The sequence below is a fragment of the Nocardiopsis sp. MT53 genome, from assembly GCF_019598965.1.
GTDB classification, from domain to species: Bacteria; Actinomycetota; Actinomycetes; order Streptosporangiales; family Streptosporangiaceae; genus Nocardiopsis; species Nocardiopsis changdeensis.
Genome location: NZ_CP080599.1, coordinates 6342989 through 6358079, shown reverse-complemented (window position 1 = coordinate 6358079; position 15091 = coordinate 6342989). Strand labels below are relative to the sequence as shown.

The 15091-nt window shown below is 69.3% G+C and carries 13 protein-coding genes and 1 CRISPR repeat array; of the genes, 7 read left to right on the top strand and 6 right to left on the bottom strand.

Annotated features, from left to right (window positions below; translation table 11 throughout):
* Positions 1 to 358: 358 nt before the first annotated feature.
* From K1J57_RS28605 to cas2, 7 genes are read left to right on the top strand one after another with little or no spacing between them, the layout of a single operon-like run.
* Positions 359 to 1087: a CRISPR-associated endoribonuclease Cas6 gene (locus tag K1J57_RS28605; RefSeq protein WP_255646661.1), complete on the top strand. Its 729-nt coding sequence runs from the start codon at positions 359 to 361 to the stop codon at positions 1085 to 1087.
* Positions 1084 to 2490 (top strand): hypothetical protein, encoded by a 1407-nt coding sequence (locus tag K1J57_RS28600; protein ID WP_220561815.1) that lies wholly within the window; start codon positions 1084 to 1086, stop codon positions 2488 to 2490. The genes K1J57_RS28605 and K1J57_RS28600 overlap by 4 nt, the downstream gene beginning before the upstream one ends.
* Entirely contained in the window at positions 2490 to 3518 is a 1029-nt protein-coding gene (gene cas7i, locus K1J57_RS28595; protein WP_220561814.1) for a type I-B CRISPR-associated protein Cas7/Cst2/DevR, read from the top strand. Before K1J57_RS28600 ends, cas7i begins: the two co-directional genes overlap by 1 nt.
* Entirely contained in the window at positions 3515 to 6580 is a 3066-nt protein-coding gene (cas3, locus tag K1J57_RS28590) for a CRISPR-associated helicase Cas3' (RefSeq protein WP_220561813.1), read from the top strand. The genes cas7i and cas3 overlap by 4 nt, the downstream gene beginning before the upstream one ends.
* Entirely contained in the window at positions 6577 to 7074 is a 498-nt protein-coding gene (locus K1J57_RS28585; RefSeq protein WP_220561812.1) for a CRISPR-associated protein Cas4, read from the top strand. The genes cas3 and K1J57_RS28585 overlap by 4 nt, the downstream gene beginning before the upstream one ends.
* The gene (cas1, locus tag K1J57_RS28580) at positions 7074 to 8054 is read left to right on the top strand and encodes a CRISPR-associated endonuclease Cas1 (RefSeq protein WP_220561811.1); all 981 of its coding nucleotides are present in this window, start codon (positions 7074 to 7076) and stop codon (positions 8052 to 8054) included. Before K1J57_RS28585 ends, cas1 begins: the two co-directional genes overlap by 1 nt.
* Before the next feature lie 7 nt (positions 8055 to 8061).
* Positions 8062 to 8325, top strand: coding sequence for a CRISPR-associated endonuclease Cas2 (cas2, locus tag K1J57_RS28575; RefSeq protein ID WP_220561810.1), 264 nt, complete (start codon positions 8062 to 8064; stop codon positions 8323 to 8325).
* 131 nt (positions 8326 to 8456) lie between these two features.
* Positions 8457 to 9723: direct repeats of the CRISPR family, unit length 30 nt; unit sequence GTCCTCATCGCCCCTGCGAGGGGTAGCAAC.
* Positions 9724 to 9775: 52 nt separating this feature from the next.
* Here cas2 and K1J57_RS28570 read toward each other — a convergent pair.
* The 6 genes from K1J57_RS28570 to K1J57_RS28545 form a co-directional block, all read right to left on the bottom strand.
* Positions 9776 to 10399, bottom strand: a complete 624-nt coding sequence (locus K1J57_RS28570; RefSeq protein ID WP_220561809.1) for a 3'-5' exonuclease — start codon at positions 10397 to 10399, stop codon at positions 9776 to 9778.
* A 23-nt stretch (positions 10400 to 10422) separates the two neighbouring features.
* Positions 10423 to 11691, bottom strand: coding sequence for a radical SAM protein (locus K1J57_RS28565; protein ID WP_220561808.1), 1269 nt, complete (start codon positions 11689 to 11691; stop codon positions 10423 to 10425).
* Entirely contained in the window at positions 11688 to 12221 is a 534-nt protein-coding gene (locus K1J57_RS28560) for a nucleoside-diphosphate kinase (protein ID WP_255646660.1), read from the bottom strand. The genes K1J57_RS28565 and K1J57_RS28560 overlap by 4 nt, the downstream gene beginning before the upstream one ends.
* Positions 12218 to 13237, bottom strand: coding sequence for a thymidylate synthase (locus K1J57_RS28555; protein ID WP_220561807.1), 1020 nt, complete (start codon positions 13235 to 13237; stop codon positions 12218 to 12220). Before K1J57_RS28555 ends, K1J57_RS28560 begins: the two co-directional genes overlap by 4 nt.
* A 175-nt stretch (positions 13238 to 13412) precedes the next feature.
* The gene (locus K1J57_RS28550) at positions 13413 to 14312 is read right to left on the bottom strand and encodes a hypothetical protein (protein WP_220561806.1); all 900 of its coding nucleotides are present in this window, start codon (positions 14310 to 14312) and stop codon (positions 13413 to 13415) included.
* A gap of 39 nt (positions 14313 to 14351) precedes the next feature.
* The gene (locus tag K1J57_RS28545) at positions 14352 to 14954 is read right to left on the bottom strand and encodes a DUF6879 family protein (protein WP_220561805.1); all 603 of its coding nucleotides are present in this window, start codon (positions 14952 to 14954) and stop codon (positions 14352 to 14354) included.
* Positions 14955 to 15091: the final 137 nt, after the last annotated feature.

The window sequence follows — 15091 nt, the reverse complement described above, 5'->3', positions numbered from 1 at the left end:
CAGGGGTGGCGGCTGCATCGGCATCAGCGAAGCAGCCTCGGTTCCTTGTCGGGGGTGATGGCTGGGGGCATGTCCATCTAGGTCTCGAGGTGCCCTCGTTGATGGGGTGGAGGGGGCGGGATCGGAAGGAAGCTTGATCGGTCCTAGGTCGGGTCCCTTCGGCGAAAGATGGCCTTTGTGGCTTCTCTTGTCGAACGTGTTTTCGGTCTTTGATCCCCTTACCAGTTTTGTTCGCTCAGTGTGATGGAAATGCAGTATTTGGCCTTGGTTGGCCATCTTGCTGATCTGAGGGCTTTTCTGTCGGCGTTGGTTCCTACCGTGTTGCCTCGTCATCTGATGTTGAGTGAGGAGGTCACCTGTGCGTCTGCGAGTAGCGGTCCACACCAGGGCCCCGTCCCTGCAATGGAGGGAAGTGCTGCGCCCGGGCCGCGGCCTGGTCTATGAACTGCTCTCCTTCGGAGCGCCGGAGCTCGGTGCCCGGTTGCACGAACACGGCTGGGGGAAGACCGGCATGGTCCCCTTCGGCCACAGCGCCCCCACGTTCCCGTCCACCCCCCGCAAACGTCGCCAGTACACCGCTGGCGGAACGGGAGTGGTGGAGTTCGCCAGCCCTGTACCGGAGATCATCGAGGGCCTGGCCAAGGGCTTGGCTAGAGAGCACGTGCTGGACTGGGGCGGCACCGCCCTGCGGATCCAAAAGGTCGATGTCGTCGCCCCGCCGGACTTCGCCTCCGGGAAGGCGGTGCTACGGACCTCCACCCCGGTGGTGATGAAGGGCTCCGGACACAACGAGCACGGTGAGCGCACCACCCGCCAGGCCTGGGTGCTGCCGACCGAACCCGAGTTCCCCGCCTACTTCGAGGGGAACCTGCGCCGCAAGGCCCAGACGATCGGTGTCGACCCGGAGGTGTCGGTGCAGGCCATCACCTGGGTGGGACCCAAGCGCAGTTTCGCCGTGAGCCAGGGGCACAAGCCCGGGGCGGCTCTGGAGGCGGAGATCCACGGCGCCCCCGAGACACTGCGGTGCATCTGGAGCTGGGGGCTGGGGCAGGCCAACTCCGCCGGGTTCGGGTGGGTGATCGCGTGAGTTCCACGACCATCGGGCTCGGAGTGCGGTTGACCGCGCACCCCTTTCAGCGGATCGGTGCATTCGCCCTGTCCAGCCTCGTTTACCGGACTCGCAAGAACCTGAAGGAGCTCACCCACCCCCTGGAGCTGACGGAGGGGGATCTGCGGGCCGCGAACGCGAACATGACCCGCGACCTGGAACGCACCACCGAGATCGCCGACAGCAAAGGCCCTCACGGGTTCTGGCTCGGCGCCAGCTACCTGTTCTGGCCCAACTGCCCGATCAACACCACCAACCGCAAATCCCTGCTGGGGCAGGGGCTCAAGGACAAGCTCGCCGCCTGGCGGCACCTGCCCGAGACCGACACGGCCGTGGACGCCCGGTGCGTGCTGTGCGATCGCCCGGCCTGCGGGTTCTACGGCAAGGTCGACGTCCCGCTGACGGAGAGCTCCTCCTACCGCAACACCACCATCCCCACCCATGAGGGGATGGCCCTGTGTCGCGGATGCCTGCTGAGCTTCTACGCCCTGCCCTACGGGTGTTCGATCTGGGGCGGTCGCGCCACCGCCCTGCACACCTGGGACGACGACCTGCTGTGGGCCCTGACCAAGTTCCAGGTCGACCAGACCCGCCGCCACGCCCTCACCGGCGCCCCCGCCGGGGCCCGCCCCTCCTACGCCCGCCAGCTCGCCGCACTGAGCAGGGTGCGCGGCTACGAGGAACGGGTCACCGACGGTGTGGAGCTGATGGTGTTCACCAACAGCAACAAGGAGCAGGACCTGGCCGTGCACGCCATGGACCAGCCCGCCACCGAATGGATCCGCGACCTGCCCAAGCCGTCCTTGCACTGGCTGGGGCGCGCCCACCGGTGGGAGAAGGTCCCCGGCCGGTCCATGCTCGCCCGCAACCTGTTCGACCTCCCCGAGAGGGTCATCCCCACCGTCTCCCACTTCCTGCGGGAACGCGCCCTGGGCAAGGGCGGCATCTGCGCCCAGACCCCCCTGCTGTCCGCCACCTGCTCCGACTACGCCACGAAGGTGCTCCAGGTGTCCTCCACCGACATGGACCAGATCGACCAACTCGCCGCACGCATCGCCACTGTCCTCAACACCCACGACGACAAGGAACTGAAGAAGTTCCTCCAGGCCCGCAAGAAGCTCACGACCCTGCGCGCGTGGTTGCAGCGCCAGTCCGTCGACCGCACCCTGCGCACCCAGGACCCTGACCCGTTCATCACCCAGCGCCAGTGGCGGCTGCTCTTCGACGCTGAGGACCGGGTCTTCCTCCACCGGGACCTGTTGTTCATCGGGGTCCTCAACCACCTGCACGAACTCAAACCCTCCTGGCGCGGACACGACCACGACGACGTGTCCACCGACGACCTCATCGCCGACACCGACCTGGAAGCGGAGAACGACTAATGACCTACCTCGTGGGCAAGCTCGCCCTGGACATCACCGCTGGTGCCCCCAACAACGGCCGCGGCGAGGACAACACGGCCAAGGTCAAGTACCTGACCGTCGGCCGCGGGGAACGCGTCCCCTACATCTCCGCTCAGGCGTTCCGCCGCTGGTGGCGCGACTCCCTGCCCCTGGGTGAGAAGCGTTCCCCGGTCACCCGCTCGGGCACCGGTAAGAAGCAGCAGGCTTACACCGACGGGCGCCCGGACCTGTACCTGGACGACGACCTGTTCGGCTACATGGTCGCGACCAAGCAGGGCAACTACCAGCGCGACACCGTCCTGGCCACCGGCACCCTGGTGGCGCTGCCCGCCAAGCGCATCGTGACCGACTTCGGCACGATGAGCCGCGGCTTCCCGGCCGACGCCGACCCGGTCATCCACGAACACGAGCACTACACCGCCGAGATGGCCGCCGACGTCCTGGTGGACCTGCCGCGCGTGGGCACCTTCGAACAGGACGGGGGAGGGCTGCGCAAGGCCCTGTCCCCGGCCGCCGCCCAGGAAGCCGTCACCGCCGGGGCCGCCGAGTACGTGCTGCGCGGAGTCGGCGCCCTGCGCCTGCCCTTGGCCGAGCGGCGCCGCCGGGCCGCGGTGCTGCTGCGCACCCTGGCCCAGGTCCAGGGCGGGGCCAGCCGGGCCCTGCACTACGGCGACCGCGCCCCTTCCTTCGTGCTGCTGGCCCCCCTCAAGGGGGGCAACAACCCCTTCACCCGGGTGCTGGCCACCGGGCCGCAAGGGGCGTTCTTCGACACGGCGGTCTTCGCCGAGGAACTGCGGGCCTGGTCCGATGAACTGGACGGCCCCGTCCACATCGGCTGGGCTCCCGGGTTCCTCGGCGCCCAGCGCGACCAGGCCCGCCAGGACCTGGCCGAGGAGATCACCGCCGGGCGGGTGGTCATCGACCACCCGCGCACCGTGCTGGGCGCCTTGGCCAAGGAGATCGAGGCCGGCCAGCGCGACGCCTGGTTCGAGGACGCGACCGTATGACCAGCGCACTGGAGATCACGATCACCGCACCGGTGGCCTCGTTCCGCAACCCCCTGTACTCGGGGGTGCAGGTCACCCTGCCCTGCCCGCCGCCGTCCACCGCCGCAGGCCTGCTGGCCGCCGCGGTGGGCGGCTGGGACCGCATGCCCGCCGACACCCGCATCGCCATGGCCTTCACCGCCCAAGGCAAGGGCGTGGACGTGGAGACCTTCCATCCTCTGGCCACGGCGGGCAAGAAACCGGACCCCACCCCCAAGGACCACGAGTTCCTGGCCCGGACCACCCTCACCCTGTGGGTGTTGGACCATCTGGACCTGTGGGAGAGGGCGCTGCGCCGCCCGGTGTGGCCGCTGCGCCTGGGCCGCAGCCAGGACCTGGCCTCGGCCCGCACCAGCCGCATCACCCTCTACCCCGGGCAGGGCACCCAGGGCCACGCCCTGCTGCCCGCCGAGAACTCCAGGTCCGGCATGCAATTGCGGATGCCGCACACCATCAGCCCCGACCGCTCCCGCATCCAGTGGGGCACCTACCGGTACGCCGCCCAGGGCAGCAGCGCCCGCGTCGACTCCGAATGGCGCACCAGCGACGGCCAGGCGGTCGTTCCGCTGGCCCCCGTCCACCCCCATGCTGCCGCTGGCGCTCGGGTCGAGTTGCCACACATCTGGGCCAAGAGCCCCGACACGCGCAGCCAGCCTCCTCAGCCCGGAGAGGCGCTGACCACCCACCTACAGGCCACCACCCGCGCCCTGGACACCCTGCACACCCGCACCGGCACCCTGCCCGCAACCGATGCCCGCTTCTGGGACCGAGCCAGGCTCACGTGCCTGTTCCACGACGCGGGCAAGGTCCCGGACGGGTTCCAGACCATGGTGGGCAACCCCCCGCCCCAACAGCCGTGGGGCAGGCGGCACGAGGTCTACTCCCTCGCCTTCGTCGAACACGTCCTGGCCCACCTGCCGGAGGACGAACGCACCTGGATCGGCCTGGGCGTCCTCACCCACCACCGCCCCCTGGCCGGGGGCGAGGGGTCCATCCGCAACGAAACCCGCACCCTGACCGGCCCGAAGGACTTCCACGACCACTTCGGCCCCGTGGACCCGGCCTCGGCCAACGCCCTGGCCACCTGGCTCGCCCAGACCGCGAAAGCCCCCACCCCAGCAGAGGCCACCCCCGAGGAGCTGGCCGAGGCCGGGCACCGGTTGCTGGAACGCATCCTCACCCACTGGGACCGCGGCCAGAGCCCCGACGAGGAGGCCGGCCTCACCGCCGTCCTGCTCCAAGGCGCCATCACCCTGGCCGACCACGTCGCCTCCGCCCACGGCCACCTGCTCACCACCCACCCCTTGACCAGCATCGACTACCCCGCACGGCTGCGCGCGACATTGAAGGCCAAGAACGCCGACACCTACCCGCACCAAGAACGCGCCCACGCCACCACCACCCACATGGTGCTGCGCGCCCCCACCGGCAAGGGCAAGACCGAAGCCGCCCTGCTGTGGGCCACCACCCACACCCACCACACCGCAGACGAAACAGCAGGCACACCCCGCCTGTTCTACGCCCTGCCCTACCTGGCCTCCATCAACGCCATGGCCACCCGCCTGCGCACCGACCTGGGACACGACCAGGTCGGCGTCGTCCACTCCCGCGCCGCGAGCTTCTACCTGTCCACCGCCACCTGCGACACCACCCCCACAGACCCGGCCGCAGCGGAACGGCAACGCGCCTCGGGCGCGGTCGCCAAAGCCAACGCCAGCCGCCTGTTCCGCGAACTCGTCCGCGTCACCACCCCCTACCAGCTCCTGCGCGGAGCCCTGGGCGGCACCGCGCACGCCTCCACCCTCATCGACACCACCAACTCCACATTCGTCTTCGACGAACTCCACGCCTACGAACCCCGCCGCCTCGGCATGATCCTGGCCATGATGGGACTGTGGGCCCGCCTGGGCGGACGCATCGGCGTGCTCTCCGCCACCCTGCCCGACCGGCTCCTGGACACCATCCGGGCCGCCCTGGGCCCCGACCACACGGTGGAACTGGTCGAACCCGACACCGACTACACCTGGCCGCGCCGCCACCGCCTGCACCTGCGCGAGGACCACCTCACCGACCCCGCCAGCATCGAGGACATCCAAACCTCACTGCGCGCCGGACGAAGCGTGGCCGTCATCGCCAACAACGTCGCTGACGCCTGGCACCTGTACGACCAGCTCGCACCGCTCGCCCGAGAACTCCACGGCGACGACGCCGCCCTGCTCCTGCACTCCCGCTTCAAGACCGGCGACCGCAGCAGGATCGAACAGGCCATCCGCGACCGGTTCGGCACCCGGACCACACCCCGCCGCCCCGGACTGCTGGTGGCCACCCAGGTGGTCGAGGTGTCCCTGGACGTCGACTTCGACGTCCTGCACACCTCCGCCGCACCCCTGGAAGCGCTCCTGCAGCGCTTCGGCCGCATCAACCGCATCGGAGCCCTGGACCATCCGGCACCGGTCATCGTCCACCGACCCCACTACGCCCCACGCGGCAGGTCCGGACCCGACTTCGCCGACAAGGTCTACGACGCCGAACCCACCCGGCTGGGCTGGGACACCCTGGCCCGCCACCAGGGCCGCGAACTCGACGAACGCCTCTTCACGGCCTGGCTCAACGAGATCTACACCAGCCCCTGGGGAGACCGGTGGCAGGACCAGGCCGACACCTCCCGGGAGGACTTCCGCGACCAGTTCCTGTCCTTCGACCAACCCCTCAACGACACCACACAGCTCTCCGCGGCCTTCGACGCGATGTTCGACGGCGTCGACGGCACCCTCGCCAAGGACCGGCAGGACTACAAAGACGCCCTCCAGAACACCTCGCCCGGAGAGGAACGCGGCACGGGCAGGCTGCTGGCCTCCCAGTACCTCATCCCGCTCCCGCACTACGCCCGCGCCCTGGGCACCTGGGACCACACCCTCAACGTCCTGATCATCGACGCCGAATACGAACCAGACCGCGGCCTGATCACCATCCACCCGCCCGGCAACGCCGCCGGCGCCTACCAGCCGGGGGTGCTCCTGTGATCTCCGAACAGGACGTGGGCGGAGTGCACATCAAGTACCTCTACCACTGCCCCCGCCAGCTGTGGCTGTTCGCCCGAGGGTTCCGCCCCGAGGCCACCAGCGCCACCGTCCAACTCGGCGAAGCCGTCCACGACACCTCCTACCGGCGCGCCCACCCCGTCGACCTCGGTTCGGCGCGCCTGGACGACCTCGACGGAAACCTGTGGGTCCACGAGACCAAATCCTCCTCACGCCCCAGCCCCGCCGACGAAGCCCAGGCCATCCACTACTGCTACCGGCTCCGCCTCGTCGGCGTCGACACCCAAGGCGCGATCCTGCGCTACCCCAAAACCCGCCGCACCCAACGCATGCCCTACGAACCCGACTGGGACGAACGCGCCCGCACCGACATCGCCAACGTGCGCACCACCGTCGCCCAACCCCTCTCACCACCCCGGCCGGCCCGCACCCGGTGCCGGGGATGCAGCTACTTCGACTACTGCTGGAGCCAGTGATGCCCACCGCAGCCCGCACCTACTGGCTCACCACGAGCTGCCGCATCCGACGCAAAGACCAGTCCCTGCTCATCGAACGCGACCACGGCGAGCACGTGCGCATCCCCATCACCGACGTGCGCGACCTCATCGCCTGCAAACCCGTCGACGTCAACACCTCCGTGATCAGCCTGCTCAACCAGCACCACATCAACGTCCACCTGCTCGGCTACTACGGCGACTACACCGGATCCCTGACCGCCGCTGACACCGCGACCTCCGGAGAGACCGTCATCGCCCAGGTGGCCCTGGCCACCGACCCCGAAAGGGCCATGCCCATCGCCCGCGACATCGTGCGCGCCACCGCCTTCAACGTTCGCCGCATCATCGACCGGACCCTGCTCAAGGCCCCCTACACCGTGCTGAAGAACAACACCGAGGACGCACCCGACGCGGCCTCGCTCATGGGCATCGAAGGCAACTTCCGCCGCTCGGCCTGGGAGGTCCTGGACACCAAACTCCCCGACTGGCTGCAACTGCACGGACGCAGCCGCCGCCCGCCCAAGAACGCCGGAAACGCCTTCATCAGCTACGTCAACGGCATCGTCTACGCCCGCACCGTGACCGCCCTGCGCCTGACCCCGCTGCACACCGGCATCGCCTTCCTGCACAGCACCATGGAACGCCAACGCCACTCCCTGGCCCTGGATATGGCCGAGATGTTCAAACCGATGTTCTCCGAACGGCTGCTGCTGCGCATGGCCTCACGCAACCAGCTCAAACCACACCACTTCGACGTGGACTCCAACCAGGCGATGCTCAGCGACACAGGACGCAAACTCGTCGTCGCCGCGGTGCGCGACGAGTTCGCGACCACGGTCAACCACCGCGAGCTCAAACGACCGGTTGCCTACGACGAACTGCTGTACCTGGAAGCCCTCAAAGTGACCCGGGCCTGCCTGGAAGGCGACACCTACAAGCCGTTCCGGATCTGGTGGTGAACCGGCCGTGCACGTTGTGGTCGTCTACGACACCGCCGCCGAACGCAACCCGCAGATCCTGCGGACCTGCCGGCTGTACCTGCACCACGTGCAGCGCAGCGTCTTCGAAGGGCAGTTGAGCCCGGCACAGCTCAAACGCTTCGAGCGAGCGGTCAAGGACGTCATCGACGACGGGTACGATCACGTCCTCGTCTACACGTTCCCGCCGGGCGCCGTCCCGCAGCGGCTGGCATGGGGGATCACCAAACCCGAGCCGAGCGACATCCTGTGAGGGAACGGTGATCGTGCTCCGGGGCCGGTTTTCAGCGGCACACCGGGCTCTGCTGCACTACCGGAGGTTCACTGAAAAATGTGGTCCCAGGGCCCTCGGCGTAAGCCTGGGACCTGCGGCTTTACCGTCGGGTCCTCATCGCCCCTGCGAGGGGTAGCAACCTGCCCGCCGGTCGGCGGCGGCGAAGGCCAGCAGGGTCCTCATCGCCCCTGCGAGGGGTAGCAACGGCGATCACCTCCCGGTCCAGGTGCAGGTCCACCAGTCCTCATCGCCCCTGCGAGGGGTAGCAACGGTCGGGGTGGCGGTCCCTGGAGAGGACGCCCGGGGTCCTCATCGCCCCTGCGAGGGGTAGCAACGTGTGCATCAGCAGGTTCTTGCGGGTCATGCCCGTCCTCATCGCCCCTGCGAGGGGTAGCAACAGGGAAGGCGATCGCCTACGGCGAACTCGCCATCCTGTCCTCATCGCCCCTGCGAGGGGTAGCAACGCATCGGCCAGCGTGATACCGCACAGGTCTGCGACCAGTCCTCATCGCCCCTGCGAGGGGTAGCAACTTGAGAGGGCGGGGCCATACGGTCCCGCCCTTTGTGGTCCTCATCGCCCCTGCGAGGGGTAGCAACTAGAACGCGCGGGTCATCTGCCGGATGGCGGCGAGTCCTCATCGCCCCTGCGAGGGGTAGCAACTTGATGTTCGCGGAGGAGTGGCTGGAGTACACGGGCGTCCTCATCGCCCCTGCGAGGGGTAGCAACAGCAGCATCTGCACCGCCCGGCCGACGATCTCCCCGTCCTCATCGCCCCTGCGAGGGGTAGCAACAGGGTTTCCGTGTCCGTGAATCCGCTGGTCGTCGCGTCCTCATCGCCCCTGCGAGGGGTAGCAACGGGGCGGCCTGAGCGGCGCCGCCCCCTCCCCCACGGGTCCTCATCGCCCCTGCGAGGGGTAGCAACCAGCGCACCCACACCAGGACGACCTCCGCACCAAGGTCCTCATCGCCCCTGCGAGGGGTAGCAACGCGGTGAGCTGCCCGCAGAGGGCGACGGCGTCCTCGTCCTCATCGCCCCTGCGAGGGGTAGCAACATCAGGTACCGGGCGCGGGCTCGGCGGTGCTCGGAGTCCTCATCGCCCCTGCGAGGGGTAGCAACCGCTCGCGGCGGGCGACGAGCCCCCACCCGGCCCGGGTCCTCATCGCCCCTGCGAGGGGTAGCAACTCCACACCTGGCCGTAGCGGGGCGGGCTCGGGGGGTCCTCATCGCCCCTGCGAGGGGTAACAACGTGGCCAGGACTCCGGGCCCGGCCGCGCCCAGCTCGTCCTCATCGCCCCTGCGAGGGGTAACAACGCGGCGGAAAATCGCTGCTGGCGGGCGCGGTAGGGTCCTCATTGCCCCTGCGAGGGGGTAACAACACAACGGCACCAGCCTGCAGCGCGGGCACCCACTGCTAGGGGCCATTCCAGTTAGAACAGGGCCTCCTGGACTTGGTGCTTGGGGGGCATCCCCTCCCCAGCGGCGGAGCATAGCTCTGTCCAAGACGTGATCCCACCCTGCGTGGCCAGTGCGTGCAGGACAAGGGCTGCGGCCACGGCGTCCCACAGCGCTCGGTGCGGTCTGCCGGCGGGGACCAGCTTGTTGACGCGGTCGTGTAGCTCGAAGTGGTCCAGCAGAACACCGAGGTTTTTCGGGCCTGGCACGTCCAGGGTCCGTGCCAGACGCAGGGTGTTGATCAGCCCGGCCGGGGTCACCCGCGGGTGCCGCAGGCGGAGGAGCCTGTTATCGACACCCACGTTGTGTCCCACCAGGTAGTGGCCCTCCACCCGGGACACGAGGGCGTCGTCGATCTGCTCGGGGCGAGGCGCGCCTCGGAGGGTGTCATCGTCCAGGCCGGGGCTGATCCAGGGACGGCGTGGGACCGGTCGGCCAGGGTTGACGAGGGTGTCGTAGGCGGCGTTCATGTCGGGGGCCCCGTCGACCAATGGGACCAGGGCGATCTCCAGGATCGCCTCCTGGTCGCGGTCCTGGGCGCCGGTGCCCTCCAGGTCCACCGCGACCAGAGGCATTCTCGTCCACAGCAGGTCGGTCATGACGGGTCCCCTTCTCATGCCGGTCAGTCGTCCTCGTGACGTGCGGCCGCCGCCAGTCGCTCCCGGGCCTGGTCGAGCTGGCGCTGTTCGTCCTGGCTCAGGGTGTACCCGGCCAGGGTGCGCCCGTGCGCGCGGTGCAGGTGCGGATGGTCGACCTCCCACACCTGGAACCGCAGCCGGTGTTGCAGAGCGTAGCGTCGCTGCTCGCCGAGGGCGTGGGTGAGCACGTGCCCGCCCTCGACCAGGAACGGGGCGTCGGTGTCGTAGCCGAAGCAGTCCAGCGCGGCGCGGAACTCGTCCTGGGACGGCGCACGGTGGTCGTCGGCGCAGATCCTGCGCTGGGCGGCGGGGCAGATGTCGCACAGCTCCGGGACGCCCCAGTGGCCGTTGTAGTCGGGCACCTGGTGGGCGTAGGTGACCCCGCAGCTCGTTTTGCGGAACAGCGACACACCGGTGCCGTGCTTCCGCCAGGCCCGGACGACTTTCGCGTCCAGCTCTTCGGGCAGCACCTTGCGGCGCTGGTAGTCGGTCGCGTAGGGCACCTGCACACCGAGGTCGCGTAGGTAGGTGGCGTTCTCCTGTTTGTGGTAGTAGCCGGTGAACACCAGGGCGTCGACCCGGGTGCGGTCGGCGAGGTCGAGCACGTTCCGCATCGTGTCCGGGTCGTCGTTCCACCCGGGGGTGATGGGCCGCCAGTACAGGATGACCTTCGTGCGGCGGCGGTGCGCGGCGGCGGTCTCGATCGATTTCACCGTGGCCTGGGACTTCGCGATCGGCTCCACCCGGGAGTCGGTGATGCCGGAGTAGGTGAACAGCAGCGTCACCCGCACGTTGGCCAGGGCCTCGAAGCGTTCCATGTCGGCTCGGGTGACGTGGAAGCGGGTGATGATCAGCACCAGGTTGCGCAGGCCCTGCCGGTCCAGCTCCTCCAGGACCGCGAAGGTGTGCGGCTTGACTCCGGGCAGCATGGGATCGGTGGCCTTGTTGAAGAGCTGGATCGGGGTGGTGTGCGGGGCGAACGCCTCGTGGCCGGCCAGCATCTCCACTGCCTCTTCGGTGGTGACCAGCAGTTGCGGGGTCTTGTTGTCGAAGTCGCCCCAGAAATGCCTGACGCAGTAGCCGCAGTCCAGCGGGCAGCCGATGATGTGGTTCAGCGACAGCCCGCTCTTGCGGTTGGTGATGATCTGGCCCATGTACGGGTCCAGCTCGGCTTGCTGCTCGGCGGGCATCACGGCCAGGGTGCGGGGCCCGACGGGGATCGAGGCCCCGTCGGTCAGCGTGGTCTCGGTCATGGTGACAGCTCCTCGGATCGGAGGGTGGAGGTGAGCAGGTGCGTGAACGCCGGGCCGAACCACAGGTTGAACTCGCGCTCGGTGCCGGCCGGGTCATCGCTGGTGTGGATGAGGTTGTCGATGAACCGGCTCTCGGCGCAGGCTGCGGCGGTGGAGTCGGTGCCGTAACGGCCTCGGATGGTGTCCGGTTCGGCTTGGGCGGGGTCGTAGTGGCCCAGCAGGGCCCGGATCCGCTGCGGGGTGTCGTCGGTGGGGCCTTGGAACAGGGCGACCGTCACCCGTTGGCCGACCCAGTTGCGGCGCAGTTCGGCGGTCACGTCGAACGGGAACCGGTCGTCGAGGGCGAGCATGTCCGCGTAGTGGGTGAGGATCTGCGCCTCGGTCACGACCACGGCACGCCGGTGGACCAGGTGAGCGTGCGTGGCGATGTGCTCCAGGACGGTATCGACCAGGCCGCGGCGGGTGGCGTCCGGTTTGCACAGCGCCACCGCCCACCGCCCCCACCCACCGTCCGGGACGAGCACCGTCACGCAGCGACCTGCGCAGGCATGCGGTTCTTCCACCGCCGGGCGATCAGCCACCGGTAAGCCGGATCCAGCACCTCCAGATGGGCGGCGCCCACCGGCCCGTCGGTGTGCTTGATCTGCCGGTACACCTCGAACAGCAGAACGACCTGCTGCCAGTAGGCGGGTAGCGGCAGCGCGGCCACCTGGGCGGGGGTGTAACCGGTCCGGTCGGTGCGCAGTGCCTCCTCGTGCTCCAGGACCTGCGCGATCACGGCCATGGAGGTGCCGGTGCCCATGGTCGGAAGGGGCGGGTCGGGACGGACGTAGCCGGGGGTGCGGGGCTCGTTGAGCAGGCGGCGTACCGTCTTGGCGTCGCGGTCGTTGACGTGCATGGACCCGACGTGGTGGGTGTAGTGGCCCAGCTCGACACCGAGTTCGCGGGCGGCCACCTCCTGGAGGAAGGTGAACGCGAACACATCCGAGACCATGCCCATGTAGGCGTCGTTGCCGCGCATGTAACACGTTAGGTTCAACCGGCCCGCGCGCAGCAGGAACTGGGCGGCGATCGTGCAGGATACGTCCGGGTTGTCAGGCACCGCCAGTTCCTCGGCCCGGTAGATGGCCAGCACGGCGCGTTTGCTGCCGGGGTCGGCGCGCAGCAGCTCCAGCACCCGCGCCCATTGGGTGGCGTTGTCCTGGTCGGGGGTGAACAGCTTGGTGCCGTACGCGGTGCCGGTGAGGACCTTGCCGTCGGCGGAGTAGGCGGCCATGCCGGGCGCGTAGTAGCCGATCATGTCGAGGTCGTCGCGTCCGGCCGCGTACCACAGGGCCTCAGCGATGTTGTAGACGACGTTGACGGCCCGCCGTTCCAGGAACGGCAGCCGGTTGCGGGGGTCGGTGAGCCGGAAGCTCACGTTGGTGATCTCGACGGAGTCGTTACCTCGGGAAGAGGTGGTGTATTCCGGTTCAGCGGTGACCGCTTCCAACACGGCCAGGTAAGCGTCGTGGAAAGAAGCGAAGGGCGGGGGCTTCAAGGGCATGCCGGTTCTCCAGGTCAAGGGGATGAGGTGGGCGCTGGACGGGGCCGGCTCGTCGCCCGGAGGGCAGGGCCGGCCCGGGAAGGGGGCTTCGGAACCCGGAACGGCTCGTTGCCGGGCGGCCGGTCGCGTTCCTGCGGTCGGCTACAGGAGGAGCCCCACGGTCGACTCTGCCGGGTCACCGGTGGCGGCCTTCCTCCACGGTGAGGGTGACGCTGATGAGCTTGTGGTCGGTGTGGGCGGGGTCCCCGTCCCACACCCGGTAGGTGCCCGGGACCACGCCGATCTCGTTCGTGGCCAGGATCCAGTCGATGAGCAGCGACCCGGGGGTGTGGGTGGTGGGCTCCAGCAGGGCGGCGGGGCGGCCGAGCTGTTCCCAGTCGCGTTCGGCCACCGCGTACAGCCCGCACCCGTCACTGTGGCGGCGGGTGCCGGTGTCCTCGTCCCAGGGGCCGATCAGGGTGTCCAGGGCGCGGGTGTCGTCCAGCCACTCCCCGGAGGGCAGCAGCATCCCCTTCTGGCGGCGTTTGTGCGCCGGGACCTTGGTGTAGTCGCGGTGGGGCAGGTGCGGACCCGATCCTGTGCTGTTCAGGTCGCCGGCCACCACCATGGGGAAGTCCCTGTTGATCTGGGAGGCGAGGCTCTCGGCCTCCATCAGCCGGCGGGTCCCGGAGGAATAATCCAGGTGCGGGATGTGGATCCGCACCGCGGCATGGGGGTCGTGGCGCGCCGTGAGGGTCCAGGTGTTGCGGCCCCACCGGTGGTGGTCGGTCTGGGCTGTGGACTCCTCGATGAGCCGCCACACCTGGGGGTCCCACACCAGGGCGGGCGGGTTATCGGACCGCTCGATGGCTCCGATCTCGATCTCGTAGATACCGCCGAACATGGTCTCGAAGATGTCCAGGGCCTCGCGTGCGGGGAGGCCGCGCGGGATGCGCCAGCGGGCCTCGTTGATGGCCATGAGGGTGGGACGTGTGCCGGTGGCGGCGTAGTCGGCGAAGACCGGGTGCAGACGGGACAGACCGTGACCGTCCTCGAGGCCGTCCTTGAGGTTGACCAGAGCGAAGGGCACCTGCATGTGTGGGACTCCTGGCGTGGTGACGGATCGGATCGGGGATTACAGCTGGCGGCGTGTGAAGGCGTGGATGCCCTGGCCGTCACGGGCCACGGCCTCGATGTGGTCGGCCAGGGCGGTGGCCGGCCGCGGGGCGTTCACGCGGGTGGCCCCGTGGGGGCGGCCCTGCGCGGTGTGGTGCAGGAAGTAGAAGTGGCGGCCGGGGTAGACCAGCAGCGACGGCAGGGCCGTCCCCGGGGCGGCGACGGCCACCTGGAAACCGGCGCGGGCCTGGACCCGGAAGACGTGCGCCAGGAACTCGCCGTGGCGGGTGAGCGGAAGGTGGGGCACCCACAAGGTGCGGATGTCCAGGTGCTGGGACCTGTACACCAGGTAGCGTGCGGCCAGTTCGTCGCGTTCTCCGGCGAGCTCGTTGACGGCGCGGGTGCGCTCGCCCGCATGCCACCGGCACAGGACCTTGTCGGTGGGGTCGCTGATCAGGGTGCGTGCCTCGACCCGCCAGCACACCCCTGGCCCGCTGTGGCGTTCGTGGGCGTCGTCGAGCTCGAACTGCGGCTGGTCCAGGCGGTGCCCCTCGTGGTGGGCGAGCTGGTGGGCCCGGTCCAGGGTGTCGGTCAGCAGCGGGAAGGGCGGTGAGGTGCTCATCGCGGCTTTCTTTGTGGGTGGCTCATAGGCCTCAGATCGCTTGCCAGACGGCAGGTGAGTGGGGGCGTCCCCGCCCCGGGGCCGGGGCGGATACCCGGATGGGAGTCGGGGCGGGGACACCGGGCACCACCCGGGAG

Coding starts and splice junctions, on each gene's coding strand:
- K1J57_RS28550 (WP_220561806.1), bottom strand. CDS start 14,312: ATGCAGGTGCCCTTCGCTCTGGTCAACCTCAAGGACGGCCTCGAGGAC.
- K1J57_RS28545 (WP_220561805.1), bottom strand. CDS start 14,954: ATGAGCACCTCACCGCCCTTCCCGCTGCTGACCGACACCCTGGACCGG.
- cas7i (WP_220561814.1), top strand. CDS start 2,490: ATGACCTACCTCGTGGGCAAGCTCGCCCTGGACATCACCGCTGGTGCC.
- K1J57_RS28570 (WP_220561809.1), bottom strand. CDS start 10,399: ATGACCGACCTGCTGTGGACGAGAATGCCTCTGGTCGCGGTGGACCTG.
- cas3 (WP_220561813.1), top strand. CDS start 3,515: ATGACCAGCGCACTGGAGATCACGATCACCGCACCGGTGGCCTCGTTC.
- K1J57_RS28565 (WP_220561808.1), bottom strand. CDS start 11,691: ATGACCGAGACCACGCTGACCGACGGGGCCTCGATCCCCGTCGGGCCC.
- cas1 (WP_220561811.1), top strand. CDS start 7,074: ATGCCCACCGCAGCCCGCACCTACTGGCTCACCACGAGCTGCCGCATC.
- K1J57_RS28555 (WP_220561807.1), bottom strand. CDS start 13,237: ATGCCCTTGAAGCCCCCGCCCTTCGCTTCTTTCCACGACGCTTACCTG.